Source organism: Pseudomonas sp. Emmai (assembly GCF_055179735.1).
In genome coordinates this window covers 6,799,162-6,825,191 of the sequence record NZ_CM143685.1, presented here as the reverse complement: position 1 = coordinate 6,825,191, position 26,030 = coordinate 6,799,162, and the positions used below count along the sequence as shown (strand labels likewise).

Genomic DNA, 26,030 nt, shown 5'->3' with positions numbered 1-26,030 from the left:
CGCCGCCGCTACGGCAGGCTGGCACGATTAACGACCCAAACCGGGAGAGACACACACAATGGCACTTATCAGCATGCGCCAGATGTTGGACCACGCAGCCGAATTCGGCTACGGCGTTCCAGCCTTCAACGTCAACAACCTTGAGCAGATGCGCGCCATCATGGAAGCCGCTGACAAGACTGACTCCCCGGTGATCGTCCAGGCTTCGGCCGGTGCTCGCAAATACGCCGGCGCCCCGTTCCTGCGTCACCTGATTCTGGCGGCCATCGAAGAATTCCCGCACATCCCGGTGTGCATGCACCAGGACCACGGCACCAGCCCTGACGTCTGCCAGCGCTCCATCCAACTGGGCTTCAGCTCGGTGATGATGGACGGTTCCCTGGGCGAAGACGGCAAGACCCCGACCGACTACGACTACAACATCCGCGTCACCCAACAAACCGTGGCCATGGCTCACGCCTGCGGCGTTTCGGTAGAAGGCGAGCTGGGCTGCCTGGGTTCCCTGGAAACCGGCATGGCCGGTGAAGAAGACGGCATCGGCGCCGAAGGCGTTCTGGATCACAGCCAAATGCTGACCGACCCGGAAGAAGCCGCTGACTTCGTCAAACGCACCCAGGTCGACGCCCTGGCCATCGCCATCGGCACCAGCCACGGCGCCTACAAGTTCACCAAGCCACCGACCGGCGACGTACTGGCCATCGACCGCATCAAAGAAATCCACAAACGCATCCCCAACACCCACCTGGTGATGCACGGCTCGTCCTCCGTGCCACAAGACTGGCTGGCGATCATCAACCAGTACGGCGGCGACATCAAAGAAACCTACGGCGTGCCGGTTGAAGAAATCGTCGAAGGCATCAAGCACGGCGTGCGCAAGGTCAACATCGACACCGACCTGCGTCTGGCGTCCACCGGTGCGATGCGTCGCCTGATGGCCACCAACCCAAGCGAATTCGACCCGCGCAAGTTCTTCGGCGCGACCGTGACCGCCATGCGTGATGTGTGTATCGCTCGTTATGAAGCGTTTGGTACTGCCGGTAATGCTTCGAAGATCAAGCCGATCTCGTTGGAAGCGATGTATCAGCGTTACCTGAAAGGTGAGTTGAACGCTAAGGTGAACTAAGCCTGGGCGTTAAGCTGCGTTGATAAGAAACCCGCCGAGAGGCGGGTTTTTTGTGGAGAGAATTAAGGGGTAGATTAAATAAATCTATTTACTTTTTTTATCTGTTTTTTCTTGGGGGCTAAGAAATTCGTCCCAAGCCAAATTGCTGAGAGTTCCAGACTCCTGTGGCGCCTGCAAAGTTGCGACTTCCCTGCAAAGCATTAAAGTCGGAAGTGTTGAATGTCCAACTTTCTGCGTTCACGCCTACACTGCCGGTCAGCATAATTGTTGTAGTGGTAGCGCCGATTTTTTGCGTTCCTGTTAGCGGGCCAGTTTGCCCATTAACAATGGCAGTTGCGTTTACCGCTCCGCCAATGTCGTCACTACTGTTGACGGTAAGGTATATATGATCCTGGCCATACGCGCCATAGAAAGTTCCGACTAGAGCACCCATGATAGTAATCCTTTTAAAATGTTTAATAGTTTTTTTGCTGGAGGAAAAGGGTCAGGTTTATTTGTCTGTTCTTTTCCTTTTGTTTGTTTCGTATCGAATGGTAGGTGGCGCAGGTTTCGCTGTCAGCTGTAAAAGTTGACAGTTCTTAAGATCTTTTTGTTATGGATATTAAAACAAAGGAAAAGGGGGCGGATTTATTTTGGGGAAAAGGGGACTGGGGAAAAGGGGACAGATTTATTTAATCGATCCCCTCTAATGACAACTATCGTATTGACCTATTTCGCCGGCCGACCCCGTGCTCTTTCTGTTATCCGCAATCCCGTAATTTTTTCAATTTCATCCGTAAATTGCGAGTTGCCTGTCAGTTGCCCTCGTTGAAGAGCCCCTCTTATCAGTTGCAGTTCCGAGGTGGGAATCGGCTGGTCCATGAAGGAGTGGTAGCGGGCAAGGCGTTCGGCGGGCGTTGCGCCGAGGTCAAGGTAGCCAGGGGGATTGTCCAGCCAATTGCTTTCAGGTGATTCGTTGAGCCGTAGACGCAGGCTGGACCAAGGGTAGTCTTGTGCACGTTGAACCATTTGCGCGCGTACGGGGTTAAGTTCGATATATCGGCTACAGGCCAGCAAGTAGGTATCGGTCTGAACGATGCTGGATTTGTAGCGACTTTCCCATAGCGTGCCCGAGCGTCCTTCCAGTTTGTTGCGGTGCCGCGTCATTCGTGCTGCCAAGGCTTTCATCAGCTTGCCTAGGCCTGTTGAGTCACTAGGCGCAAGTAACAAGTGGACATGGTTGGTCATTAGACAAAATGCGTACACCTTCACATCAAAGACGGTTTTGAGTTCTTGCAAGTCCGCCAGGTAACCTCCGAAGTCGTTTGTGTGGGCGAAGACCACCTGTTTGTTGTGGCCTCGTTGCACAACATGATGCGGATGGTTGGGTAATACAATGCGTGCTGCTCTAGGCATATAGCCACCTACTTCCTTGTACGTTTCAGGAAGCGTAGCAGGCTGTGGCAGGAAATAGTCTATGGATTCGCTGTAAGATTTTGTGTCATATCTTATTGCTCTGTTATCGCAAAATTGTATTAGGAACTGTTATTTCTTACAGGTGTTTTGTTGGGGAGGTTGTTTTATCGTTAAGTGCAAATAGGGTATATAAATAAATCTGTCCCCTTTTTAAGTCCTTTTTAAGTCTTTCTTTTTTTTGCTTTTTGGAGCTCGCTATTATGAATAAACTGACACTTCTAATGCTCGCTTTTGTCTCATCAATGACGCTATCTCTCGCCACCCATGCCGCCGAAGATTCCTATAACTGCATTGTTAAGAATGTCCCAGGAAACGCATCAACTGTCGTTACCGCTTCCTCTTCAGGTGAGGCGGTCGATAAAGCTAAAAAAGATGCGGAGAGTTTGAAAGCCGCTTATGGCCTTTCGTATTTAGACGTGAGATGCACGAAAAAATCTTGAAAAATCTGTCGCGAAAAACCCGCAGAAATGCGGGTTTTTATGATTTTAAAATTGATTGTTGAACTTAAGGCGTATCAAACCCACGCCGCTCAATCACCCGAAACACATCCCCCACGTCCCGCAGCAGAATCAAAGCGATGTTGCTGACGGTGTTGATGTCGTTTTCGGCGTAGTCCGGCAGGCTGGTGCAGGCCATGAGGTTGAGGTATTTGACGACGGCGTTGAGGCGTTCGCTGACGCAGTTGTGCAATTCGCGGATCGGGGCGTCGCTGTCGATGAGCAGGACGGGGTAGTCGGTGGCGAATTGGGACATGGGGGTGAAGCGGCGCGGCGGGTTGTTCGTTGTCATAAGTAAATCTTCCTGTGCATAAAAGAAGAGCTACTACTTTTCGCTGCGAATCGAATGGGTGGTAGCTGCGTGCGGGTTCGCAGACCGAGGCACAAGGAACCCGGCAGACCCGAAGGTCTCCCACACGCAGCCACCATAAAACGAACTGCGGGCGTTAAAACGACCATCGTTTGTTATGGAGCTTGGTTGCCATTGTGCTGTAGGGCTGCGAAACCCTATCGCCGACTGCTGTCAGCGACGGGGCGAACTATAAGCGGCGACTTTGATGGCTGCAACCGGGGTGTAGGACGGCGCATAACCCTTGTGGCGAGGGGGCTTGCCCCCGTTCGGTGGCGCAGCCGCCGCAAAACCGGGCGTTGCGGTGGGGCTGTAGGAATGCGGTGGCAGGTGGATGGGGCTGCTTCGCCGCCCGGCGGGAGCAAGCTCCCTCGCCATAAAGGCATTATTCCTACGGGATTTGCGGAAGGTTTGAGATTAATTGGGGCTGCTGCGCAGCCCAACGGGGGCAAGCCCCCTCGCCACAAAATGCCTCTTCGGACGCTCTGCATTCGGCTTCTGAATGGGGCGCGGAGCGTCCCGGGCTGCATTCCTTTGCTGCGCGTGGGAACGATCAGGGCAGAAGGCTTACTTGTCGTGATCAATATCCAGCTTGCTGAACGTCACTTTCCCACCCTCGCTGGTGTACCCGGTGTGGTCCTGCACATACACGCCCGCCTTGAAATACAGCGGCTTGTCGCGCCACGTCGCGCTGATGTTCGAATCCCACTGATAACCCGCCGCACTGATACCCAATTGACCGCCCGGGCTCAGGTGGAGGAGGTAGGAAAACTCCTGATCCAGCTTCACGCCGGTGGCGATGGTGATCACCCGCCCTTCGCCGTCATCGGGGTGCATGCGCACTTTGGCGACGATGTTGCCCGTTTGCGTGCTGGTCTTGAATTGATATTCAAGCTTGATCAACGGTTTCTGGCTTTCATAGGCGTGGATCTGGCCGATGACGATCTTGCCGGAGCTCGGCACCTGGTTCACCGCGAGGGTGGCGCGCAGGGAATTGTCGGCGTCCGGGTAGAGCCAGTTGCGCAGGGTGCCGTTGCTGTAGGTTTCGCGAAGTTCGGTGCGGGGGTATTTGGCGTTTTCAGTTTTGGAGCCGGTGACCGGGGACCAGAAGAACAGGGTGCCGGTGTCGGAATGGAAGTATTGGTCCTTGAAACCCTTCACCAGTTTGGCTGTTTCGACGGTGTAAGGCGGATTGCCGACAGGAACACTGAGGTTCCATGTTGCGAGATCGATCATAGACAAAGCTTCCACGAATTCATGCTGCACGCCCGTGCCACAAGCTCTAGCACGGGCCTTGGAGGGCTGCCTTTATAAGCGTAGTCGCGTGCTTTGTTAATGCCCGCCGGGCAGAAGATTGACGTCAACATCCTGTCAAAAAGCCATCTTTCCCGGTTTTCGGGGGCTGTAGCGCCGACCGTTAGTCGGGTTATGGACGGTTTGGTTACATGATGGCGCGATGACACCTACTGCTTTTTCGGATCCGGGTCTAGAGTGAAGGCGTAGTATTTGTCCGGTTTTCACGAGAAACCGGCCTGTCGCCCCGAACAAGAGAAGCAGCATGGAATGCGCGCAACCCACGCCAAGTGAAGGCAGCTCTGTCCTTTTGATCGTTGATGATTACCCTGAAAACCTGATCAGCATGCGCGCTTTGTTACAGCGCCAGGACTGGCAGGTCATGACCGCCGCCTCGGGCTTCGAGGCCCTCAGCTTGCTGCTTGAACACGATGTCGACCTGGTGCTGCTGGATGTGCAGATGCCGGGCATGGATGGTTTCGAAGTCGCGCGGTTGATGCGCGGCAGTCAGCGCACCCGTTTGACCCCGATTATTTTCCTCACCGCCAACGAACAGTCCCAGGACGCCGTGATCAAGGGCTACGCCAGCGGCGCGGTGGATTACCTGTTCAAACCCTTCGACCCGCAAATCCTCAAGCCCAAAGTCCAGGCGTTGCTGGAGCATCAGCGCAACCGCCGGGCCTTGCAGCGCCTGAGCCACGATCTGGAGGTCGCCCGCGCCTTTAATGCCTCGGTGCTGGATAACGCCGCCGAAGGCATTCTGGTGGTGGGAGAGGACGGTCTGATTCGTTTTGCCAACCCGGCGATGTCGCGGCTGCTCAATGCCACGGTCAAGGACTTGCAGGGCCGGGAGTTTCTGGACTTCCTGCAAAAACCGCACATCCCGATCTGGGCCGATTCCGACCTGTATACCGGTTACAAGCGCGGCGAAACCCTGCGCCTGCACGATGCGCTGCTGCGCACGGCGCCGGGCCAGCAGGTGCCGGTGGCGTTGTCCTGCGCGCCGCTGCCCTCCGAGCAACACGCAATGGTGGTGACGGTGCTGGACATGTCGGTGGTGCGCCATCTGCATCAGCAACTGGAGTTCCAGGCGGTTACCGACCCGCTGACTGGGTTGCTCAATCGCCGTGGTTTCCACCAGACCGTGGAAAACCTGCTGCTGCGCGGCGAACGTTCCGACAGTGCCTGGGTGCTGTTGTACCTGGACCTGGACGGTTTCAAACGGGTCAATGATTCCCTCGGTCACGACGCTGGGGACCGGGTGTTGCGCTGGGTGTCCGAGCAGTTGAAAGCGTGCCTGCGGCCGTTCGATATTTTGGCGCGCATGGGGGGTGATGAGTTCACCGCGCTGCTGGACCTGGAGTTTCCGGAGCAAGCGGCAAAGATTGCCGAGAAGCTGATCGAGCGGGTGTCGATCTGTCAGCAGATCGAAGGGTTGGACATCGCCCTCGGCGCCAGCATCGGTATTGCCACGTACCCGGATTGTGGTTCCAACCTCGACGGTTTGCTGCGCGCGTCCGACATCGCGATGTACGAAGCCAAGCGCGCCGGGCGTCAGCAATATCGCTTCTACGATCACGAAATGAACGGCCGGGCGCGCTCGCGCTTGATGCTGGAAGAGAGTGTGCGCACCGCCATTGAGAACCGTGATTTCAACCTGGTGTATCAGCCGCAAGTGGCGATCAATGGCGGGCAGACTCGCGGTTTCGAGGCGTTGCTGCGCTGGCAGCACCCGAGTGTCGGCGATGTGCCGCCGGGGCTGTTTTTGCCGTTGCTGGAAGAGGCGCGGTTGATCAGTCGCCTGGGCAGCTGGATTTACCATCGCAGCGCCAAGCAGCGTAAGGCCTGGGAAACCTTGTTCGCCGAGGACCTAGTGCTGGGGGTGAGTTTGAGCAGTACGCAATTCGGCATGCCGAACCTGGTCACGGAGTTGCGGCAAACCCTGGAGCGCCATGCATTGCGGCCGAGCCAGATAGAAGTCGAGGTCACCGAAGAAGCGTTGATGATCAACCCCGACGAAACCCGCAAGCAGCTGCGTTTGCTGCGCAATCTGGGGGTGCGGGTGGCGCTGGATGACTTCGGTTCGGGACCGTGTTCGCTGGCGCATCTGCGGGACCTGGAGCTGGACACTCTCAAGCTCGACCGGCATTTGATTGCGCGGCTGCCGGAGTCGACGCGGGATGCCTCGCTGGTGCGCACGGTGATCGATCTGTGCAAGCAATACGGTCTGCTGGTGATCGCCGAAGGGGTGGAAACGGTGGCGCAATATGACTGGCTGCAGGCCAACGGCTGCGAGTATGTGCAGGGTTTTTTGGTGGCGCGGCCCATGACCTCGGACGATGCCGGGGAGTTTGTGCAGCCCTTCGACTGGAGCGCGCTGCATCGCTGAATTCGCTACACTGGCGACCTTTTCGTGATTCGTGTTGCCCGCCCAATGACCGCGTTGAAATACCTCCAGGCCTATCCCGCTGCGTTGCAGGACCAGGTGCGCCAGTTGATCGCCGACGGTCGGCTGGGCGACTACCTGACCCAGCGTTACCCGCAAAAGCACGCGGTGCAAAGCGACAAGGCGTTGTACACCTACGCCCTGGACCTGAAGCAGGAATACCTGCGCAACGCCCCGGCCATCGACAAGGTGTTGTTCGATAATCGCCTGGACCTGACCCACCGCGCCCTCGGCCTGCACACCACGATTTCCCGGGTGCAGGGCGGCAAGCTCAAGTCCAAGAAGGAAATCCGCGTGGCGTCGCTGTTCAAGGAAGCGCCGTCGGAGTTCCTGAAAATGATCGTGGTGCATGAGCTGGCGCATTTCAAAGAGTCGGATCACAACAAGGCGTTCTACAAGCTGTGCGAACACATGTTGCCGGGGTATCACCAGGTGGAGTTTGATCTGCGGGTGTATCTGACTTGGCGGGATATGCAATAAGGAGTGTCCGGATGGACGTCAGCAAAACCAAAAGCAGCTTCTACCGCCGGCTATACGTGGCGTACCTGATCGACAGCGGACTGGCCAGCAGCGTGCCGACCCTGACCGAAGTCACCGGCATGCCCCGGCGTACGGCCCAGGACACCATCGCGGCGCTGGCGGATCTGGACATTGTTTGCGAGTTCGAGCAGGAAGACGGCGCACGCAATCATGCCGGGCGTTACCGGATTCGCGAGTGGGGGGCGATTGATCGCGGGTGGATCGAGCGCAATTTGCGGCAGATTAAAGCGGTGTTGGAATATCCCTGAGATTTGCCGCGCCTGGGCTGACGCCTTCGCGGGCAAGCCTTGCTCCTACAGGTATGGCGTCGTGCATAAAATCGCGCGAACCTGTAGGCGCGAGGCTTGCCCGCGAAGAGGCCCTCAAGTACGCCGCATCCCAATATGCGGAATATCATCCTCCAGGTATTGCTCCCCAACCGCGACAAACCCATACCGCCCGTAATACCCCTGCAAATGCGCCTGCGCCGACAGATAGATCGGCACTTCCGGCCAGCGCTTCTCAGCCTGTTTCAACGCCTGTTCCATCATTTCATGCCCCAGCCCCTGGCCACGGCCTTCAGGCGCCGTCACCACCCGCCCGATGACCACGTCGCCACCCTGCAATTCCGGGTCGAGCAAGCGCAGGTACGCCAGCAGCGCATCCCCGCTCCAGCCCATCAAATGGCAGGTGTCGCCTTCAAGGTCCTGTCCATCGACGTCCTGATAGGCACAGCGCTGCTCGACGACAAACACCTCGGCGCGCAGTTTCAAAATGGCATACAGCTGCTCTTTACCCAGATCGCTGTGATGTTTGCAGACCCACTCGATTGTCATCTTCACATTCCTTGAATTACGTCCCTGCGATACTAGGCGTCTGGGCGAAAGATGTCTTGATGACTGAGAAATCTGTGATAAAGGCCAAAATGCCATCATTCATTTCGCGCGCCCTTGTCTTCTTTGTGTAATCTGCAAGTCAGCGCTGTGCATTGGCTTGCATGAGCTAAGGTTTAGTAGCGCTGCGCCGGTATTCGAGTCTTGGAGTTTTGGCTGAAAACACGTCGGGCCGCCCGCCCGCTAAGGATTTTCTAGCATGCCGCGATTGCATCGAGCTCTTGCTTTGATTGGCTTGCTGTTGCTGACTCAGACTGCGGCAGCGGAAAAGCTGCGTCTGGTGGCCGATGCCTGGCCGCCCTTTACCGACGCCACGCTGGTCAACGGTGGCTTGGCCACGGACATCGTCAGCACGGCACTGGCCCGGGCCGGTTACGCCAGCGATTTCGAGCAGGTGCCCTGGGCGCGCGCCTTGCTGGGCGTGGGCGAGGGCCGCTACGACGTGCTGGTCAACGCCTGGTACAACGACGACCGGACCAAACTCGGGCAGTTTTCCGCCGAGTACCTGCTCAACCGCGTGCGCTTCATCAAGCGCAAAGACGCACCCATCGAATACAACAACCTGCAGCAACTGCACACCTACCCGATCGCCGTGGTGCGCGGTTACGCCTATTCGCCGGAATTCGATGAGGATAAAGCGCTGCAGAAAGTCCCGGTGCACAACTTCGCCATGGCCGTGCGCATGCTCGCGGCCGACCGGGTCAAGTTGACCCTGGAAGATGAATTCGTCGCCCGTTATTACCTGGCCCGGGAATCGTCCAGGGTGCGCAATACGGTCGAGTTTTTGCCCAAGCCCTTGAGCGAGAACAGCCTGCACATTCTGGTCAGCCTGAAGAACCCGGCGCATGAGCAGATCGTGGCGGGGTTTGATCGGGAGATTGCGGCGATGAAGGCGGATGGGAGTTATGAGCGGTTGATGAAGCAGCATGGGATGTAGGGCAGCGGCAGGTTTTGAGCTTCAAGCGGCAAGTGGGTTGGGGTGAATCCGTGATTTTTGGCACGACACAACCCGTGTAGGAGCGAGGCTTGCCCACGAAGAGGCCCGCCCAGCCGCTACAAATCTCAGACCTCGCTGGTGTCTTTAATCAGATGCGCCGCCAGCGTGCGCAAAGGCCCCAACTGCCGGCAGATCAACGCCAACTGCGTCTGCACCAGCCGCTGTCCTTCATCGATCTCGTCCGGCATCTGCTCCAGCTCATTGGCCAGTGCCTCTTCCGCATCGCTTTGGATCGCCACCGGCAGTTTGCTCGCCAACCCCTGGGCGATTTCGTCGATGCTGGCCGCCAGGCTCACCCCGGCGCCATCGATCAAATGCTCGCGCACGTCCGGCGGCAATTGCGTCTCGCGGTGCGCGCCGAGCCCTGACAAGTAGCTGAGCAACGTGTGGGACAGCACCAGGAAGCGGAACCCGACATCCGCTTCCTTCCGGAAATGCCCGGGCTCCATCAGCATGTTGGCCAATGTGGTCGACAGCGCCGCATCGGCGTTGTGCGCGTTGCGTCGGGCCAGACGATAGGCCAGGTCGTCGCTTTTGCCGGCGGCGTATTGCTGCATGATCTGGCGCAGGTAAATGCTGTTGCAGGTCAGGGTGTTGGCCAGCACTTTGTTCAGGCGTCGACCCTGCCAGTCCGGCAGGAACAGGAACACCGCGAGGCCGGCGATCAGGCTGCCGAGCAAGGTATCGAACAGGCGCGGCAGGAACAGCCCGTAGCCGTCGCCGACCTGGTTGAAGCAGAACAACACCATCAGCGTGATCGCCGCCGTCGCCAGGGTGTAGCGCGTGGTGCGGTTGATAAAGAACACCACCCCGGCGGCGATGGCGAAGCACGACTGCACCAGTGGATTGGGGAACAGATCGAACAGCGCCCAGGCCAGGGTCAGGCCGATGGCGGTGCCGATGATCCGCTGCCCGAGTTTGCGCCGGGTGGCGCCGTAGTTCGGTTGGCAGACGAACAGCGTGGTGAGGATGATCCAGTAGCCCTGGGACGGGTGGATCAAATGCACCATGGCGTAGCCGATGCTCAGCGCCAGGGGCAAACGCAGGGCGTGGCGGAACAGCAACGAGGTCGGCGTCAGCTGCGTGCGCAAGCGCAGCCACACATCCTTGAGGTTGCGCGGCGAGCGGTCGAGCAGGCTACTGTCGGTCGCGTCGGCGAGGGCGTCGGGGTTGCTCGCGTCGCTGAGCAAACGGTCCAGCGTGCCGAGGTTGGCCGCCAGTGCGCGCAATGAACGCAACAGTCCGCGCCAGGCCGGGTTGCTCTGGACGCGCAGGTGTTCGAGGGAGGCGTGCAGGTCGCCCAGGGCTTCGGCGAAGCTGGCGTCGTAGACGAAGGGCTGGCGCATCTGGATCGATTCGGCCAGGGCCCGGCAAGCCTTGCCTTGTTGGCGCAGCAGGCGCTGGCAACGGAACATCACGTCGCTGTGGAAGAACGCTTCGGCCAGGGCGTTGTAAGGGTAGTGCGAAGAACTGGCGCGCTCGTGGATGTCCTGGGCGAGGAAATAGAGTTTTAGGTAACGGCTGACTTTCGACCCCGGCCGACCGTTGCCGACCCGGTGCAGAATGATTTCCTTGGCCACGTTCAACGCGGCGACCACCCGGCCGTTTTGCTGGGCCAGTTCCAGGCGCCGGGCTTCCACGTCCAGTTGCCGGATCGGTTCGAACAGCGATGACTTGAGCTTCAGGTACAACCCCAATTCCCGGAACAACCGCGCCAGACTCTGCTGTACCGGCTGATTGGAAAACAGCGCCTGCCACAACACTGAGAGCAAGCCGTACCAGGCGGCGCCGGCCACCAGCAGCACCGGTTCGTGCCAGAAATCGGTCACCGCGCCGCCGCGCTGGTCCACGCCGATCATAGTGTAGACCGACAGGATCAACGTCGCCGAGGCAATCGCGCCATAGCGTTCGCCCAGCGCACCGAGCATGGTCAGGCCGAACGCGGCCAGGGCCAGGGCGATGATGAAGATGATGGGGTAGGGGAAGAGCAATTCGACCGAGAGCGCGGCGATGCTGAAACACACCAGCGTCACGGCCAGCGCGTTGAGGCGGCCCTGCCAACTGTCGTCGGTCTCGGCCAGGGCGCTGGCGATGATGCCCAGGAACAACGGGATCAACAGCCCCATTTCATCCTGGTACCAACAGACGGCCATGCTGCCGGTCAGGGCGATAAACACCCTTACGCTGTAACTGAATTTATCCAGCGCCCAGAGGCGACGCAGAGACTGACTGAATGGGGTCGATGACATGAAGTGCGAGGGCCTTCCGAGGCGATGACGCTAAATTGAGCCAGTAATGACGCCGACGCAATGGCGCCGATCACATCTGACAGCAAAATCTGTTCCTTCCAGGTGGAGGTCTCAGGTCTGCATTGAATCCTGTGGCGAGGGAGCTTGCTCCCGCTCGGCGGCGCAGCCGTCGTAAATCCTGTGCGTGGGGTGGGTCATACAAGTGGTGATGGCGAGTTTTGGGCCTGCTGCGCAGTCCAGCGGGAGCAAGCTCCCTCGCCACAAAAGCCAGGCCCGCATCGAGGTATGTCAGACGTATTGCGCCGCCGCATAACCCGAAGCCCACGCCCACTGGAAGTTGAAGCCGCCCAGATGCCCGGTCACATCCAGCACTTCACCAATGAAGTACAACCCAGGGCTTTTCAGCGATTCCATGGTCTTGGACGACACCTCATGGGTGTCGACCCCGCCCAGGGTCACTTCAGCCGTGCGATAGCCTTCAGTCCCGGCGGGCACGATCTTCCAGCTCGCCAGTTTTTCGGCGATGTCAGCGATTTCCGCGTGGGTGTATTGCTTCATCGGTTTGGACACGAACCAGTTGTCCGCCAGCAGGTTGGCCATCTTCTTGGTGAAGATTTCCCCCAGCAGGGTTTTTAACTCGCTGTTCGGACGTTCTGCTTGCTGCTGTTGCAGCCAGGTCGGCACGTCGTGGTCGGGCATCAGGTTGATTTCAACCGTGTCGCCGGATTCCCAGAACGAGGAAATCTGCAAAATCGCCGGGCCGCTGAGGCCGCGGTGGGTGAACAGGATGTTCTCGCGAAAGCTCTGCTCATTGCAGCTCACCAGACAGTCCACCGAGGTGCCGGACAGTTCGGTGCACAGATCTTTGAGCTGATCGGTGATGGTGAACGGCACCAGGCCGGCGCGGGTCGGCAGCAACTCGTGGCCGAATTGCTTGGCCACTTGATAACCGAAACCGGTGGCGCCCAGGGTTGGGATCGACAAACCGCCGGTGGCAATCACCAGGGATTCACAGGTGATTTGGCCGAGCGTGGTGTCCAGCAGGTAGCCACTTTCGAGTTTCTCGATGGTCTGGATTGAGGTGTCCAGGTGCAGGCTGACGCCGACCTGATCGCACTCGCTCAAAAGCATCTCGAGAATGTCGCTGGATTTGTTATCGCAGAACAGTTGGCCGAGTTTCTTCTCGTGGTACGGCACGCCGTGTTTGGCGACCATGCCGATGAAATCCCACTGGGTGTAGCGGGCCAGGGCGGATTTACAGAAGTGTTCGTTCTGCGAGAGGAAATTGCCCGGTTCGGTGTACATGTTGGTGAAATTGCAGCGGCCACCGCCGGACATCAGGATTTTCTTGCCGGCCTTGTTGGCGTGGTCGAGCAACATCACCTGGCGTCCGCGCCCGGCGGCGGTCAGCGCACACATCAACCCTGCGGCGCCAGCGCCAATGATCACGACTTCGGTAGAGCGCAAAACGGTGTCCTCACACAATGATCGTTCCCACGCTCTGCGTGGGAATGCCGCCATGGACGCTCTGCGTCCGCCGTTATGTGACGCGGAGCGTCACGGGATGCATTCCCACGCGGAGCGTGGGAACGATCAGGATCAGAGGATGCGCACGCGCAACGAACGACCTTTGATCTTACCGTCGTTCAAGCGCTGCAAGGCCTGCTTGGCGATCCCGCGTTCCACCGCCACAAATGCCTGGAAGTCGAAGATCGCAATCTTGCCGACCTGGGCACCCGGAATACCGGCGTCGCCAGTCAGTGCGCCGAGAATGTCGCCCGGACGTACCTTGTCTTTACGGCCAGCACCGATGCACAACGTGCTCATCACCGGCAGCAGCGGCGCGCCGCCCTGGGAGGTGAGGTTGTCGATCTGATCCCAGTTCAACGGCGACTGCTGCAGCTTCTCGATGGCTTGGGCGCGGATGGCTTCGGACGGCGCCACCAGGCTGATCGCAATGCCTTTTTCACCGGCGCGACCGGTACGGCCGACGCGGTGGATGTGGATTTCCGAATCGCGGGCCAGTTCGACGTTGATCACCATGTCCAGCGCATCGATGTCCAGGCCGCGAGCGGCGACGTCGGTGGCGACCAGTACCGACGTACTGCGGTTGGAGAACATGGCCAACACCTGGTCGCGGTCACGCTGTTCCAGATCGCCGTGCAGGCCGACGGCGGAGATGCCTTTGGAGGTCAGGTGATCGACGGTTTCCTGAACCTGCTGCTTGGTGAAGCAGAAGGCTACGGTGGACGCCGGACGGAAGTGGCCAAGCACCTTGGTCACCGCGCTCATGCGTTCTTCCGGGGAGATTTCGTAGAAGCGCTGCTCGATCTGCGAGTCGTCGTGGAACGCCTCGGCCTTGACGATCTGCGGGTTGCGCATGAACTTGGCGGCCAGTTGCTTGATGCCCGACGGGTAGGTCGCGGAGAACAGCAGGGTCTGGCGGCGTTCCGGGGTCTGGGCAATGATTTCTTCGATGGAATCGTAGAAACCCATGTCGAGCATGCGGTCGGCTTCGTCGAGGATCAGGGTGTTCAGGCCATGCAGGATCAGCGAGCCCTTGCGCAGGTGCTGCTGGATGCGGCCCGGGGTGCCGACGATGATGTGCGCGCCGTGCTCCAGGGAGCCGATCTGCGGGCCGAGGGACACGCCGCCGCACAGGGTCAGGACCTTGATGTTGTCTTCGGCACGGGCCAGACGACGGATTTCCTTGGCCACCTGGTCCGCCAGCTCGCGGGTCGGGCAGATAATTAGCGCCTGGCAACCGAAGAAGCGCGGATTGATCGGGTTCAGCAGGCCGATGCCGAAGGCAGCCGTCTTGCCGCTGCCGGTCTTGGCCTGGGCGATCAGGTCCATCCCTTTGAGGATCACCGGCAAGCTTTGCGCCTGGATCGGCGTCATCTCGGCATAACCCAAAGAGTCGAGGTTAGCCAGCATGGCGGCGGACAGCGGCAAAGTATTAAAAGCGGTGGCGATGGTGGTCACGGGACGGGCCTGCAAAACAAAATGTCGCGCAGTGTATCAGGCCCGTGGCCGTTCGCCCTAAGGCTCGATGTGTTCTTCCGGACGTTTGACGCGCCGTCCGTCTTCCTTTGAGAGCTGCGAGAAGATCGTCGCGGCCAGCATCGCCATGACGCCGACGGTGACAAACGTGAGTTGGAACGCGCCCAAAATGGTCTCCACGCCATCATTTCCGACCTCCGCCGTAAAGCCACCGAGCAGCGCACCGGCGCACGCCACACCCAGGCTCAGGGACAATTGCGCCACCACCGACAGCAAACTGTTGCCGCTGCTGGCGCTGGCGTCGTCGAGGTCGATCAGGGTCACGGTGTTCATTGCGGTGAACTGCAAGGAGTTGATCGCGCCGGCAATCGCCAGCATCACCAGCAGCAGCCAATACGGCGTCTGCTCGCTGACCAGGCCCATGGCCGCCAGCATGATGCCCAGGGCCAGGGTGTTGCCGGTCAGCACGATGCGGTAACCGAAGCGTTCGATCAGCGGTCGCGCCACGGACTTGGCGAACATCGCCGCCGCCGCCAGCGGCAACATGCTCATCCCGGCCTGGGACGGCGAATACCCCAGCGCCACTTGCAGCAGCAACGGCACGAGGAACGGCAGGGCGCCGCTGCCCAGGCGGGCGAACAGATTGCCGAGGATGCCCACGGCGAACGTGCGGGTCTTGAACAGCGATGGCGCGAACAGCGGATTATCGATATGCCCGGCCCGCAGCCAATAAGCCGCGAGGCAGGCCATGCCGCCGAACAGCAGCAACATCACGCGAAGGTGCGGCAAATGCAATTCGCCGAGGCCTTCCATGGCAATGGTGATCAACACCATGGCCGCGCCGAACAGCAGAAAGCCGAGACTATCGAACCGCGTGCGTTCGCTGCCGCGCAGGTCGGGGATGAACTTCCACACGGCGTAGCAACCGATCACGCCGACCGGCAGGTTGATCAAAAAAATCCAGTGCCACGACAAGTACTGCACCATCCAGCCGCCGGTGGTCGGGCCGAGCAACGGGCCGAGCAGACCGGGAATGGTGATGAAACCCATGATCCGCACCAGTTCCGAGCGCGGGTAGGCCCGCAGCACCACCAGCCTGCCCACCGGCAGCATCAAGGCACCGCCCAGGCCTTGGATGATCCGGGCACCGATCAACATGGTCAGGGTGCTCGATAACGCGCAGAGCAACGAGCCGATGCTGAACAACAGGATCGCGCCGAAGAAGATCTTCTTGGTGCCAAAACGGTCGGCGATCCAGCCCGAGGCGGGGATCAGCAGGGCGACGGTGAGCATGTAGGCGATGATCACGCCCTGCATGCGCAACGGGTTTTCCGCCAGGTCCAGGGCCATGGCCGGCAGGGCGGTGTTGAGGATGGTCCCGTCGAGGGACTGCATGAAGAAGGCAATGGCGACGACCCACGGCAACCAGCGGGCAGTGACAGCGTCGAGAGGCGGGCGGTTGGGCATGGGACCTCTGTGGGTTTATCAATGATCGTTCCCACGCTCCGCGTGGGAATGCATCCTGTGACGCTCTGCGTTACGCCTTCAATGGGACGCGGAGCGTCCCGGGCTGCATTCCCACGCGGAGCGTGGGAACGATCTGGGTCAGAGGGTCAAGGTCAATCGGCTGACCAGCGCCCCCGGCAACAACGCCGACGCCGTCGCCCGCTGACTGTAAGTACTCGCCGACAGCAGCAACTCGCGCTCCTGGGTCAACGCTTCCAGCTGCGAACCGAGCAGGCTGTAGGCGCTGTCATCAAATCGCATGGTGCTCACCGGGGCCTGAATCTCGCCGTTCTCGACCCAGAAGGTCGCAAACCGCGTCATACCGGTCAGGCGTGCCGCTGGTTGATCCGAGTAGTTCAAGTACCAGAGGTTGCTGATGTACAGCCCCGTGCCCAGTTGCTTGAGAATCTCGGCTTGCGGCAATGTACCGGGCGCCATGTTCAACGCGCTCGGCATCTCACCACCGCCGGCACCGTTGGCCGGCAAGCCGTATTCCGCGGCGCTGCGCGAGCTGACCATTTGCGCGCCGGCCTTGCCCGCGACGATCAACCCCAGATCACTGCGCGGATAACCTTCGCCGGAAAACGCCGGGCTCAGGGAACCGCTGACCTTCTCATCGACGGACACCAACGGACTGAACGCGTTGTCCCCTGCGTAGAGCTTCTGCAACGGGCTGTTCTTGCTGGCAATCGACTGCGCCGAGAAACCGCCCCAGCCGAGCATGTCCATGATTTCTTCCATGGCCGCCGGAGCGAGGTAGGCGCGGTAGTTGCCCGGCGCCAGGGTGCGCAATGGCCGGCCGAGAAACGTCAATTGCTCGCGGGCGAGGGCAAAGCGCTTGGCAAACCCTTCGCTGCTCCAGTCGTGCCCGGCGTAACTGGCTTTCACCGCTTGGCCGTTTTCATGCACCAGGCTGAAATCGAAGTTGAAGCTATTGGCCTGATGCCAGCCAAACGCGCCCGAAGAACTGGCGAAACCACGACTGATCGGCCCGGCCGCGTAGAAACCGACCAGGTCGAGCCCTTCGGCGGCCTGGGTGATTTCAGCGACGACCTGCTCGGTGTCCGGCAACGGGTGATCCTGCACATTCTTGCTCTGCCAGCCGTTGTGGTTGAGCAGCAGGTACGGATCCTGGGGCAGCAACGGCAGGGTTTCGCGCAACTGTTGCAGCCCTTCGGCCAGGCGCTGCACATCGACTTCAGCCTCGCCCGACAGCGTGATGTTCAGGTCGGCGTGGCGACCGTCGTTGATCAGCTTGAAACCGACACTCGCCTGTTGCACCTGCCCGGCCTGACGGACCTTGGCGTGATTGAAGCGCACGAAGGCCGAGGACTCGGCGGCGTAGCTGAGGGTGAATTGTTCCGGCTCGCGAATCGCCTCGCGCAGCCAAGTGACCAAGGCCTTGAACGCATCGGCCTGATTTTTTGCAGTGCTCATCAGGCATCTCCCCCAAACACATCCACATTGCTGAACACGCAGGCCGGCGACGCATGGCCGACGCGGATCACCTGGTTCGGTTCGCCCTTGCCGCAGTTCGGCGTGCCCAGGACCTTGACGGTGTTGGCGTCGCCGACGGCGCTGAGGCTTTTCCAGAACTGCGCCGAAATCGCCCGGTAGTTCGGGTTCTTGACCACGCCTTTGAGTTCGCCGTTCTCGATCAACTGGCCCCATTCGCAACCGAACTGGAACTTGTTGCGCGCATCGTCGATGGACCAGGAACGGTTGGTGCTCATCAAGATGCCGTGTTCGATATTGCCGATCATCTGTTCCAGCGGTTGATCGCCGGGCTCGATGTTCAGGTTGGCCATGCGATCGATCGGCGGACGGTTCCAGCCACAGGCGCGGCTGTTGGCCACGCCATCCATGCCGGCGCGGAACTGCGACAGCGCACCGCCCAATGGCCGCAGCAACAGGCCTTCCTTGATCAGGAATTGCTTGCTTGCGGCAGTGCCGTCGTCATCGTGACCGTAACTGGCCAACTGCTCGGGAATGTCCGGGTCGAAGGTCACGTTGAGCAGTTTGGAGCCGTATTGCAGGCGGCCAAAGTCCTCGGCCTTGACGAAACTGGTGCCGGCGTAATTGCGCTCATCACCGAGGATGCGGTCCAGTTCCAGCGGGTGACCGATGGATTCGTGGATCTGCAGCATCATTTGGTCCGGCATTAACAGCAGGTCGCGCGGGCCTTTCGGGGTGTTGGGCGCCAGCAGCAATTGCAGCGCCTGATCGGCGATTTTCGGCGCGGCGCCGACCAGGCCGCAGCGGCTGATCACGTCAAAGCCGCCCTGCTGGCCGAAGTTCTCGCGGCCGAGGGTGCGGGTCTGGCTGTCGTTGCCGTCGTAGGCGGTGACCTCCAGGCTCGGGAAGATAAAGCGCTGGGCCTGGCGCAGTTCGGCGCCGGCGTTGCTGAGGTAGATCTGCTCGACGTGGGTGATGCCGATGCTCACTTCCCAGTTCACCAGACGCTCGTCCTTGGGCACGGCGGCGGATTCGGCGCCGAGCAGTTGGTAGCAATCACTCAGGGACGGGAAGGGCTGGTCGAGGTTCGGCGAAAAGTAGTCGGCGCGGTCGCTGGAGACCGTTTGTGCGCTCAGGTCGAGCAAGGCGTGGGGCTTGAGGCGGCGGGCTTGTTGCTCGGCCTTCTCCAGCGCGGCTTGCAGGCCTTGTTGCGACAGGTCATTGGTCGCCGCGTAGGCTTCGACGCCGTTGACCCGAACGGTCAGCATCGCGCCTTCATCACGGCGCAGGCTCGGCGGCTCGGCGACGTTCTTGCGCACTGACAGGTATTGGCCGGACTCCCGTACATAACGCAGCGAAAAGAATTCAGCGCCCGTGCGCAAGGCAGCAAAACGCTGCTTGAGCTGGGGGTGGAAATCGAACATTCGAAAACCTCCTTGGTCTGGAGAAGCGGCGTATCGGTACTGCGAGGGGGGTGAAACGTTTGCGTGGCGCTAGATTAGGCCTGGGCGGGGGGTAGGATCAAGCGTGAAGCGGTGTAGGAAAGGATTACCGGGGTGTGTCAGAGGGTTGTGCAGTGTTTGTGAGGGCCTCTTCGCGGGCAAGCCTCGCTCCTACAGGGGGAATGCGATTCCTTGTAGGAGCGAGGCTTGCCCGCGAAGGCCGCGCCTCGGTATTACGCCTTACTGAGCAGTAGGACTCACATCCCGCATCGGCTTGCCACGCACCGGTGCATCACCGGCCACGAAGTAGTCAGCGGTGCTGCGCGGCAATGGCTGGCGGCCACGGATCTTGTCGGCGATTTTCTCGGCGATCATGATCGTTGGCGCGTTCAGATTACCGGTGGTGATGATCGGCATGATCGAGGCGTCGACCACCCGCAGGCTCTGCATGCCATGCACACGGCCTTCGGCGTCAACCACGGCCATGTCGTCGGTGCCCATTTTGCAGGAGCAGGACGGGTGGAACGCAGTTTCGGCGTGTTCGCGGATGAACTTGTCGAGCTGTTCATCGGTTTGCACGTCGATGCCCGGGCTGATTTCGCGGCCACGGTAAGCGTCCAGTGCAGGCTGTTGCATGATTTCACGGGTCAGGCGGATGCCGTCGCGGAATTCCTGCCAGTCCTGCTCGGTGGCCATGTAGTTGAAGAGGATGCTCGGGTACTCGCGCGGATCCTTCGACTTGGCCTGGATGCGACCACGGCTTGGCGAACGCATGGAACCCATGTGCGCCTGGAAGCCGTGCTCTTTCACACCGTTGCTGCCGTTGTAGTTAATCGCGACCGGCAGGAAGTGGTACTGGATGTTCGGCCAATCGAATTCTTCACGGGTACGGATGAAACCGCCGGCTTCGAACTGGTTGCTGGCGCCGATACCGGTGCCGTTGAACAGCCACTCGGCACCGATGGCCGGCTGGTTGTACCAGAGCAGCGACGGGTACAGCGAGACCGGTTGGGTGCAGGCGTATTGCAGGTACAGCTCAAGGTGATCCTGCAGGTTTTCGCCGACGCCTGGCAGGTCGTGGACCACCGGGATATCGAGTTTCTTCAGCAGTTCGGCCGGGCCGACGCCGGAGCGTTGCAGGATCTGCGGCGAAGCGATGGCGCCGGAGCACAGCAGCACTTCCTTGCGGGCCTTGGCTTCAACGCGCTCTTCAGCGGCGCCGATCAGGTAACGCACGCCGACCGCACGCTTGCCTTCGAACAGGATCTTGTCGGTCAGGGCGTGGGTGACGATGGTCAGGGTCGAGCGCTTCTTGGCGATGTCCAGGTAACCGCGAGCGGTGCTGGCGCGACGGCCGTTCGGCGTCACGGTACGGTCCATCGGGCCGAAACCTTCTTGCTGGTAACCGTTCAAGTCTTCGGTGCGCGGGTAACCGGCCTGCACGCCGGCTTCAACCATCGCGTGGAACAGCGGGTTGTTGCCAGCCTTCGGCGTGGTCACGCTGACCGGGCCGTCGCCACCGTGGTAGTCGTTCGGGCCGATGTCGCGGGTTTCCGCTTTGCGGAAGTACGGCAGGCAGTCGAGGTAGGTCCAGTTTTCCAGGCCCGGCAGCTTCGACCAGTTGTCGTAGTCCATCGCGTTGCCGCGGATGTAGCACATGCCGTTGATCAGCGAAGAACCGCCGAGGCCCTTGCCGCGACCGCATTCCATCCGGCGACCGTCCATGTGTGGCTCTGGATCGGTTTCGTACGCCCAGTTGTAGCGACGGCCTTGCAGCGGGAACGCCAGCGCGGCCGGCATTTGCGTGCGGAAGTCGAAACGGTAATCCGGGCCGCCCGCTTCGAGCAGCAGGACGGTGACGCCTTCGTCTTCAGTCAGACGGGTCGCAAGTGTGTTACCTGCGGAACCGGCCCCTATGATGATGTAGTCGTATTCGGTAGTCATGTGGTCTCCTGGGGGAGCTGCAAGCTCTAAGCTCCAAGCTGCAAGAAAAAGCAGCGAGCTATGTCTGTGAAATCGGGGGGAGCGGCAAAAACAAACTGCTTTTACTTACAGCTTGAAGCTTGCCGCTTGTAGCTCCTCAGAACACTGAGGCGTAATCGCCCAGTTCGACTTGCACGGACTTAATGCGCGTGAAGTTATTGAGAGAGCTGATCCCGTTCTCACGGCCCACGCCCGACTGCTTGTAGCCGCCGACCGGCATCTTCGCGTCGGACTCGCCCCAGGCGTTGATCCAGCAGATACCGGCTTCCAGTTGATGAATCACGCGGTGAGCGCGGTTCAGGTCCTTGGTGACGATACCGGCGGCCAAACCGAAGTCGGTGTCGTTGGCACGACGGATCACTTCTTCTTCGGTGTCGTAGGTCAGGATCGCCATCACCGGGCCGAAGATTTCTTCGCGAACGATGGTCATCTCGTCGGTGCAGTCGGTGAACACGGTCGGTGCCACGAAGGCGCCTTTGGCCAGGTCGCCTTCGGTCAGACGGGAGCCGCCGCACAGGACGCGAGCGCCTTCTTCCTTACCTTTGGCGATGTAGCCCAGCACGCTTTCCATGTGGGCGAAGCTGACCAGCGGGCCGAAGTTGGTGTTCTCGTCTTCCGGGTTGCCGATGCGGATACGGGCAACGCGCTCGGCGATCTTGGCTTCGAAAGCCGCTTTCAGATGCGTCGGGATAAACACGCGAGTGCCGTTGGTGCAGACCTGGCCGGAGCTGTAGAAGTTGGCCATCATCGCGGTGTCGGCGGCGCGATCGAGGTCGGCGTCGTCGAAGATGATCAGCGGGGACTTGCCGCCCAGTTCCATGGTGACTTCTTTGAGCGAAGAGCTCGAAGCGCTGGCCATGACCTTCTTGCCGGTGTCGGTGCCGCCGGTGAAGGAGATTTTTTCGATGCGTGGGTGCTCGGTCAGCCAGGTGCCGACTTCACGGCCGCTGCCGGTCAGCACGTTGAACACGCCCGCCGGGACGCCGGCTTCGGTGTAGATCTCAGCCAGTTTCAGCGTGGTCAGGGAAGTGACTTCGCTTGGCTTGAAGATCATCGCGTTACCGGCCGCCAGGGCCGGTGCGGATTTCCACAGGGCGATCTGGATCGGGTAGTTCCACGCGCCGATACCGGCGACAACACCGAGCGGCTCGCGACGGGTGTAGATGAACGAAGTAGTGCGCAGTGGAATCTGCTCGCCTTCGATGGCGGGCACCAGGCCTGCGTAGTATTCCAGCACGTCAGCGCCGGTGACGATGTCGACGTACTTGGTTTCGGAGAAGGATTTGCCGGTGTCCAGGGTTTCCAGGGCGGCCAGTTCATCGTTGCGCTCGCGCAGGATGTCCACGGCGCGACGCAGGATGCGCGAACGCTCCATGGCGGTCATGGCGGCCCAGATTTTCTGGCCCTTTTCAGCGCTGACCACAGCACGCTCGACGTCGTCGAAAGTCGCGCGCTGTACTTTTGCGAGGACTTCACCGTTAGCCGGGTTGATGGCTTCGAAGGTGGCGTCGCTGCTGGCGTCGGAGTAGCCGCCATCGATGTAGAGTTTTTGCAGTTCGAAACGGGCCATAGTGTCCTCGCAAGTGCATAAGTGGTTGGCGTTGGCCACCGGGTGCCGTGGAGCGTTGGCGATCGGTGACGGTTCAGGGGCTGAGCGGTTATGTGTGCTCTAGCTCACCTGCTTGGCCAATTGGAAATCCATGTATTCGTAAGCGATCTGTTGCGCCTGCCCGGTGTCGAAAGCATCTCCCGACAGCGCGCCGCGCAACCACAAGCCGTCAATGAGGGCTGCCAGGCCACGGGCGGCGTTGCGCGCTTCATCGAGCGGCAGTGCACGGCGGAACTGGCAGCACAGGTTGGAATACAGGCGGTGATCGTTGATCCGCTGCAACCTGTGCAAAGACGGCTGGTGCATGCTGGTGGCCCAGAAGGCCAGCCAGGTTTTCATTGCCGGGCCATTGACCTGGCTGGCGTCGAAGTTGCCTTCGATAATCACCTGAAGGTGCGCCCTTGGGCTGCTGTCCTCCAGCGCCTGACGACGCGCGGTGACGTTCTCGCTGAGGACGCTCATCAGATACCGCATCGTGGCGGCGATCAGGCCATTCTTGTCCTGAAAATAGTGACTGATGATGCCATTCGAGACACCGGCCAAACGGGCGATCAGCGCAATGCTGGCGTCCCCCATCCCGACCTGATCGACAGCCTGTAAAGTGGCTTCGATCAATTGCTGGCGACGGATGGGTTGCATACCGACCTTGGGCATCTTGCACATCTCCTTAGGCCTTCCGGCGGACGAAAAACGTCTGTCGGATTGAAGGCCAGTCTATTTTGTTTTGATTGAACGTTCAATCAACAAAGAATAAGATCTGCGACAATTCGTCGCTGCCTGCCGGTTTTTCCTACGTGTAGCGGGCGGAAAAACGACATCCGAAACGGCTCGAAACCCCCGCGCACAGGCGCTCCCGGGCTTCGGGCTTTTTTCGGGCTGTCTTTATATCACCCGCTGGTCGGCTGCCAACTAACCGATTGGTCGGGTATCGCGTTGCCTTGTGTTCTTCTCCCGCACTGCCCGGAGCATCTGTGCCATGAGTTCTGCCTCTCTAATAAAGACCCCGCCCGAGAAGGTGACGGTCAACGGTTGGGTGTTCTACACCTCTACCGCGCTGATCCTGTTGTTGACCGCCATTCTGATCATCGCCCCGCAAGAGGCCGGCAGATTGCTCGGCATTGCCCAGGCCTGGTTGTCCCGCAGCTTCGGCTGGTACTACATGGTGGTGATCGCCGCCTACCTGGTGTTCGTGGTCGGCCTGGCGTTTTCGTCCTACGGCAAACTCAAACTGGGCAGCAAGGACGACACCCCGGACTTCAGCTACGGCGCCTGGGCGGGGATGCTGTTCTCGTCGGGCATCGGCATCTCGCTGCTGTACTTCGGTGCCTCCGAGCCGCTGGACCATTACTTCAACCCGCCGGAAGGTGTGGCCGCGAGCAACATGGCGGCGCGTCAGGCGGTTCAGCTGACGTTCCTGCATTGGGGCCTGCATGGCTGGGCGATCTACGCACTGGTCGGTCTGGCTGTTGCTTACTTTGCTTATCGCCACAACCAGCCTCTGGCGCTGCGTTCGGCGCTGTATCCGCTGGTGGGTGAGCGTTGGGTCAAAGGCGCGGCCGGTCACGCAGTGGACGGCTTCGGCATGTTCGTGACGTTGCTGGGGCTGGTGACGAACCTGGGGATTGGTTCGCTGCAAGTGTCTTCGGGGTTGGAAAACCTGTTCGGCATGGAACACAGCAACACCAACCTGCTGATCGTGATCATCGTGATGAGCACCGTGGCGACCATCGCGGCCGTGTCGGGCGTGGAAAACGGCATCCGTCGTCTGTCCAACCTCAACATCGTGCTGTTCAGCGGCCTGCTGATTTTCGTGCTGCTGTTCGGCCCGACGTTGCACCTGCTCAACGGCTTCGTGCAGAACATCGGCGATTACCTGAACGGTGTGGTGCTGAAGACCTTCGACCTCTATGTGTACGAAGGCGACAGTGACAAGTCCGACCGCTGGTTGGGCCTGTGGACTCTGTTCTACTGGGCCTGGTGGATTTCCTGGGCCCCGTTCGTAGGCATGTTCATCGCGCGTATTTCCCGTGGTCGCACGGTGCGTGAACTGGTGGCCGGCGTGCTGCTGATTCCGCTGGGTTTCACCCTGGCGTGGCTGTCGATCTTCGGTAACTCGGCCCTGGACCTGGTGATGAACCATGGGGCGGTGGAGCTCGGGAAGACGGCGCTGGAACAGCCGTCGATGGCGATCTACCAACTGCTTGAGCATTACCCGGCGTCGAAGATTGTGATCGGCGTGTCGATCTTTGTCGGTTTCGTGCTGTTCCTGACCCCGGCGGATTCCGGCGCGGTGATGATGGCCAACCTGTCCTGCAAGGGCGGCAACGTGGATGAAGATGCGCCGCACTGGCTGCGGATCTTCTGGTCGGCGGTGATCACCCTGGTGACCATCGGCCTGCTGTTTGCCGGTAACTTCGAAGCCATGCAAACCATGGTGGTGCTGGCCGGTCTGCCGTTCTCGGTGGTGCTGGTGTTCTTCATGTTCGGTTTGCACAAGCAGATGCGCCTGGACGTGCAGATCGAACAGGAGCAAGCGGAGTTGGCCGCACGCGGTCGTCGCGGTTTCAGCGAGCGCTTGACCCAGCTGGACCTGCAACCGAACCAGTCGATCGTGCAGCGCTTCATGGACAAGCAAGTCAGCCCGGCGCTGGAAGATGCGGCGGTGCAATTGCGCGCTCAAGGCCTGGACGTGCAGACCTTGCTCGGCAAGTCCAAGCGTTGCATGGGCCTGCGGATCGAGATGGAAGAGGGCAACCCTTTTGTCTACGAAGTGAGCCTGGACGGCTATCTGGCGGCGGCGAGTGACACGGTGTCGGCCGAAAGCGCCGATGAACCCCGCGCACGCTACTACCGCGCCGAGGTGTACCTGCACAACGGCAGCCAGGACTATGACCTGATGGGCTTCGCTCAGGATCAGATCACCCGTGACGTGCTCGATCAGTTTGAAAGCCATCGGCAGCTCCTTGGCCGTGTCTATAGCTGAGTAGCGAGATGAGCGTTCCTGCGCTACGCGTGGGAACGCAAAGGGGCTCAAGTTGAGCCCCTTTTTTGTGCCTGATCGATCGGTTGATCGTTCCCACGCTCTGCGTGGGAATGCCGCCCCGGACGCTCCGCGTCCGCTTTTGAATCGTGACGCGGAGCGTCACCGGATGCATTCCCACGCGGAGCGTGGGAACGATCAAGCGTGGGAACGATCACGCCGCGATCCTCT

21 protein-coding genes are annotated in these 26,030 nt (G+C 60.1%); 7 read left to right on the top strand and 14 right to left on the bottom strand.

From position 1 onward, the window contains the following. Positions 1-58 precede the first annotated feature (58 nt). Entirely contained in the window at positions 59-1,123 is a 1,065-nt protein-coding gene (fba, locus tag ACY4LX_RS31365) for a class II fructose-bisphosphate aldolase (protein ID WP_054044249.1), read from the top strand. A 118-nt stretch (positions 1,124-1,241) separates the two neighbouring features. Here the strand turns inward: fba and ACY4LX_RS31360 are convergent, their stop codons facing one another. Together ACY4LX_RS31360 and ACY4LX_RS31355 are read right to left on the bottom strand one after the other, a co-directional pair. Continuing rightward, positions 1,242-1,556 carry a hypothetical protein gene (locus tag ACY4LX_RS31360; protein ID WP_463258718.1) on the bottom strand — a complete coding sequence of 105 codons (315 nt, stop codon included), beginning with the start codon at positions 1,554-1,556 and terminating at the stop codon, positions 1,242-1,244. A 275-nt stretch (positions 1,557-1,831) separates the two neighbouring features. Beyond that, positions 1,832-2,518, bottom strand: coding sequence for a transposase (locus tag ACY4LX_RS31355; RefSeq protein WP_463258717.1), 687 nt, complete (start codon positions 2,516-2,518; stop codon positions 1,832-1,834). Positions 2,519-2,778: 260 nt separating this feature from the next. Between ACY4LX_RS31355 and ACY4LX_RS31350 the strand changes: the two genes are divergently transcribed. Continuing rightward, the gene (locus ACY4LX_RS31350; protein ID WP_463258716.1) at positions 2,779-3,018 is read left to right on the top strand and encodes a hypothetical protein; all 240 of its coding nucleotides are present in this window, start codon (positions 2,779-2,781) and stop codon (positions 3,016-3,018) included. A 64-nt stretch (positions 3,019-3,082) separates the two neighbouring features. On the opposite strand, the gene ACY4LX_RS31345 is transcribed toward ACY4LX_RS31350, so the two are convergent. Both ACY4LX_RS31345 and ACY4LX_RS31340 read right to left on the bottom strand, forming a co-directional pair. Continuing rightward, positions 3,083-3,367, bottom strand: coding sequence for a fructose-bisphosphate aldolase (locus tag ACY4LX_RS31345; protein WP_463258715.1), 285 nt, complete (start codon positions 3,365-3,367; stop codon positions 3,083-3,085). Positions 3,368-3,991: 624 nt separating this feature from the next. After that, positions 3,992-4,660, bottom strand: coding sequence for a polysaccharide lyase family 7 protein (locus ACY4LX_RS31340; protein ID WP_463258714.1), 669 nt, complete (start codon positions 4,658-4,660; stop codon positions 3,992-3,994). A 322-nt stretch (positions 4,661-4,982) separates the two neighbouring features. Here ACY4LX_RS31340 and ACY4LX_RS31335 point away from each other — a divergent pair, with 322 nt between their 5' ends. The 3 genes from ACY4LX_RS31335 to ACY4LX_RS31325 are packed head-to-tail and all read left to right on the top strand — an operon-like array spanning position 4,983 to position 7,951. Continuing rightward, on the top strand, positions 4,983-7,106 hold the full coding sequence (locus tag ACY4LX_RS31335; protein ID WP_149659673.1) for a putative bifunctional diguanylate cyclase/phosphodiesterase: 2,124 nt from the start codon (positions 4,983-4,985) through the stop codon (positions 7,104-7,106). Between the two features lie 45 nt (positions 7,107-7,151). Beyond that, positions 7,152-7,643, top strand: a complete 492-nt coding sequence (locus ACY4LX_RS31330) for a M48 metallopeptidase family protein (protein WP_149659737.1) — start codon at positions 7,152-7,154, stop codon at positions 7,641-7,643. Between the two features lie 11 nt (positions 7,644-7,654). Then, a complete protein-coding gene (locus ACY4LX_RS31325) occupies positions 7,655-7,951 on the top strand; it encodes a winged helix-turn-helix domain-containing protein (protein WP_123404302.1) in 297 nt (98 codons plus the stop codon). A 114-nt stretch (positions 7,952-8,065) separates the two neighbouring features. Here ACY4LX_RS31325 and ACY4LX_RS31320 read toward each other — a convergent pair whose 3' ends face one another. Next, positions 8,066-8,518, bottom strand: coding sequence for a GNAT family N-acetyltransferase (locus tag ACY4LX_RS31320; protein WP_463258713.1), 453 nt, complete (start codon positions 8,516-8,518; stop codon positions 8,066-8,068). 256 nt (positions 8,519-8,774) lie between these two features. Here ACY4LX_RS31320 and ACY4LX_RS31315 point away from each other — a divergent pair, with 256 nt between their 5' ends. After that, positions 8,775-9,512 (top strand): substrate-binding periplasmic protein, encoded by a 738-nt coding sequence (locus tag ACY4LX_RS31315; RefSeq protein ID WP_463258712.1) that lies wholly within the window; start codon positions 8,775-8,777, stop codon positions 9,510-9,512. Positions 9,513-9,637: 125 nt separating this feature from the next. On the opposite strand, the gene yccS is transcribed toward ACY4LX_RS31315, so the two are convergent. From yccS to betI, 9 genes are all read right to left on the bottom strand, one after another. Continuing rightward, entirely contained in the window at positions 9,638-11,821 is a 2,184-nt protein-coding gene (gene yccS / locus ACY4LX_RS31310) for a YccS family putative transporter (protein ID WP_463258711.1), read from the bottom strand. A gap of 288 nt (positions 11,822-12,109) precedes the next feature. Further along, positions 12,110-13,288, bottom strand: a complete 1,179-nt coding sequence (locus tag ACY4LX_RS31305; RefSeq protein WP_463258710.1) for a BaiN/RdsA family NAD(P)/FAD-dependent oxidoreductase — start codon at positions 13,286-13,288, stop codon at positions 12,110-12,112. Between the two features lie 132 nt (positions 13,289-13,420). After that, positions 13,421-14,806, bottom strand: a complete 1,386-nt coding sequence (gene dbpA / locus ACY4LX_RS31300) for an ATP-dependent RNA helicase DbpA (RefSeq protein WP_149659668.1) — start codon at positions 14,804-14,806, stop codon at positions 13,421-13,423. Between the two features lie 57 nt (positions 14,807-14,863). Continuing rightward, on the bottom strand, positions 14,864-16,291 hold the full coding sequence (gene mdtD / locus ACY4LX_RS31295; protein ID WP_463258709.1) for a multidrug transporter subunit MdtD: 1,428 nt from the start codon (positions 16,289-16,291) through the stop codon (positions 14,864-14,866). A gap of 138 nt (positions 16,292-16,429) precedes the next feature. Next, the gene (locus ACY4LX_RS31290; protein ID WP_463258708.1) at positions 16,430-17,767 is read right to left on the bottom strand and encodes a TldD/PmbA family protein; all 1,338 of its coding nucleotides are present in this window, start codon (positions 17,765-17,767) and stop codon (positions 16,430-16,432) included. Then, entirely contained in the window at positions 17,767-19,209 is a 1,443-nt protein-coding gene (locus ACY4LX_RS31285; RefSeq protein ID WP_463258707.1) for a TldD/PmbA family protein, read from the bottom strand. Before ACY4LX_RS31285 ends, ACY4LX_RS31290 begins: the two co-directional genes overlap by 1 nt. Before the next feature lie 258 nt (positions 19,210-19,467). Further along, positions 19,468-21,171 carry a choline dehydrogenase gene (betA, locus tag ACY4LX_RS31280; protein WP_463258706.1) on the bottom strand — a complete coding sequence of 568 codons (1,704 nt, stop codon included), beginning with the start codon at positions 21,169-21,171 and terminating at the stop codon, positions 19,468-19,470. 136 nt (positions 21,172-21,307) lie between these two features. Further along, a complete protein-coding gene (gene betB / locus ACY4LX_RS31275; RefSeq protein ID WP_149659663.1) occupies positions 21,308-22,780 on the bottom strand; it encodes a betaine-aldehyde dehydrogenase in 1,473 nt (490 codons plus the stop codon). A 99-nt stretch (positions 22,781-22,879) separates the two neighbouring features. After that, entirely contained in the window at positions 22,880-23,473 is a 594-nt protein-coding gene (betI, locus tag ACY4LX_RS31270) for a transcriptional regulator BetI (RefSeq protein ID WP_149659662.1), read from the bottom strand. A gap of 379 nt (positions 23,474-23,852) precedes the next feature. On the opposite strand from betI, the gene ACY4LX_RS31265 reads away from it, so the two are divergent. Then, entirely contained in the window at positions 23,853-25,802 is a 1,950-nt protein-coding gene (locus ACY4LX_RS31265; protein ID WP_256672302.1) for a BCCT family transporter, read from the top strand. Positions 25,803-26,030: the final 228 nt, after the last annotated feature.

Excerpts from the sequence above, each read along its gene's own strand:
- fba (WP_054044249.1), top strand. The coding sequence starts at position 59 with ATGGCACTTATCAGCATGCGCCAGATGTTGGACCACGCAGCCGAATTC.
- ACY4LX_RS31360 (WP_463258718.1), bottom strand. The coding sequence starts at position 1,556 with ATGGGTGCTCTAGTCGGAACTTTCTATGGCGCGTATGGCCAGGATCAT.
- ACY4LX_RS31355 (WP_463258717.1), bottom strand. The coding sequence starts at position 2,518 with ATGCCTAGAGCAGCACGCATTGTATTACCCAACCATCCGCATCATGTT.
- ACY4LX_RS31350 (WP_463258716.1), top strand. The coding sequence starts at position 2,779 with ATGAATAAACTGACACTTCTAATGCTCGCTTTTGTCTCATCAATGACG.
- ACY4LX_RS31345 (WP_463258715.1), bottom strand. The coding sequence starts at position 3,367 with ATGACAACGAACAACCCGCCGCGCCGCTTCACCCCCATGTCCCAATTC.
- ACY4LX_RS31340 (WP_463258714.1), bottom strand. The coding sequence starts at position 4,660 with ATGATCGATCTCGCAACATGGAACCTCAGTGTTCCTGTCGGCAATCCG.
- ACY4LX_RS31335 (WP_149659673.1), top strand. The coding sequence starts at position 4,983 with ATGGAATGCGCGCAACCCACGCCAAGTGAAGGCAGCTCTGTCCTTTTG.
- ACY4LX_RS31330 (WP_149659737.1), top strand. The coding sequence starts at position 7,152 with ATGACCGCGTTGAAATACCTCCAGGCCTATCCCGCTGCGTTGCAGGAC.
- ACY4LX_RS31325 (WP_123404302.1), top strand. The coding sequence starts at position 7,655 with ATGGACGTCAGCAAAACCAAAAGCAGCTTCTACCGCCGGCTATACGTG.
- ACY4LX_RS31320 (WP_463258713.1), bottom strand. The coding sequence starts at position 8,518 with ATGACAATCGAGTGGGTCTGCAAACATCACAGCGATCTGGGTAAAGAG.
- ACY4LX_RS31315 (WP_463258712.1), top strand. The coding sequence starts at position 8,775 with ATGCCGCGATTGCATCGAGCTCTTGCTTTGATTGGCTTGCTGTTGCTG.
- yccS (WP_463258711.1), bottom strand. The coding sequence starts at position 11,821 with ATGTCATCGACCCCATTCAGTCAGTCTCTGCGTCGCCTCTGGGCGCTG.
- mdtD (WP_463258709.1), bottom strand. The coding sequence starts at position 16,291 with ATGCCCAACCGCCCGCCTCTCGACGCTGTCACTGCCCGCTGGTTGCCG.
- ACY4LX_RS31290 (WP_463258708.1), bottom strand. The coding sequence starts at position 17,767 with ATGAGCACTGCAAAAAATCAGGCCGATGCGTTCAAGGCCTTGGTCACT.
- ACY4LX_RS31285 (WP_463258707.1), bottom strand. The coding sequence starts at position 19,209 with ATGTTCGATTTCCACCCCCAGCTCAAGCAGCGTTTTGCTGCCTTGCGC.
- betA (WP_463258706.1), bottom strand. The coding sequence starts at position 21,171 with ATGACTACCGAATACGACTACATCATCATAGGGGCCGGTTCCGCAGGT.
- betB (WP_149659663.1), bottom strand. The coding sequence starts at position 22,780 with ATGGCCCGTTTCGAACTGCAAAAACTCTACATCGATGGCGGCTACTCC.
- betI (WP_149659662.1), bottom strand. The coding sequence starts at position 23,473 with ATGCCCAAGGTCGGTATGCAACCCATCCGTCGCCAGCAATTGATCGAA.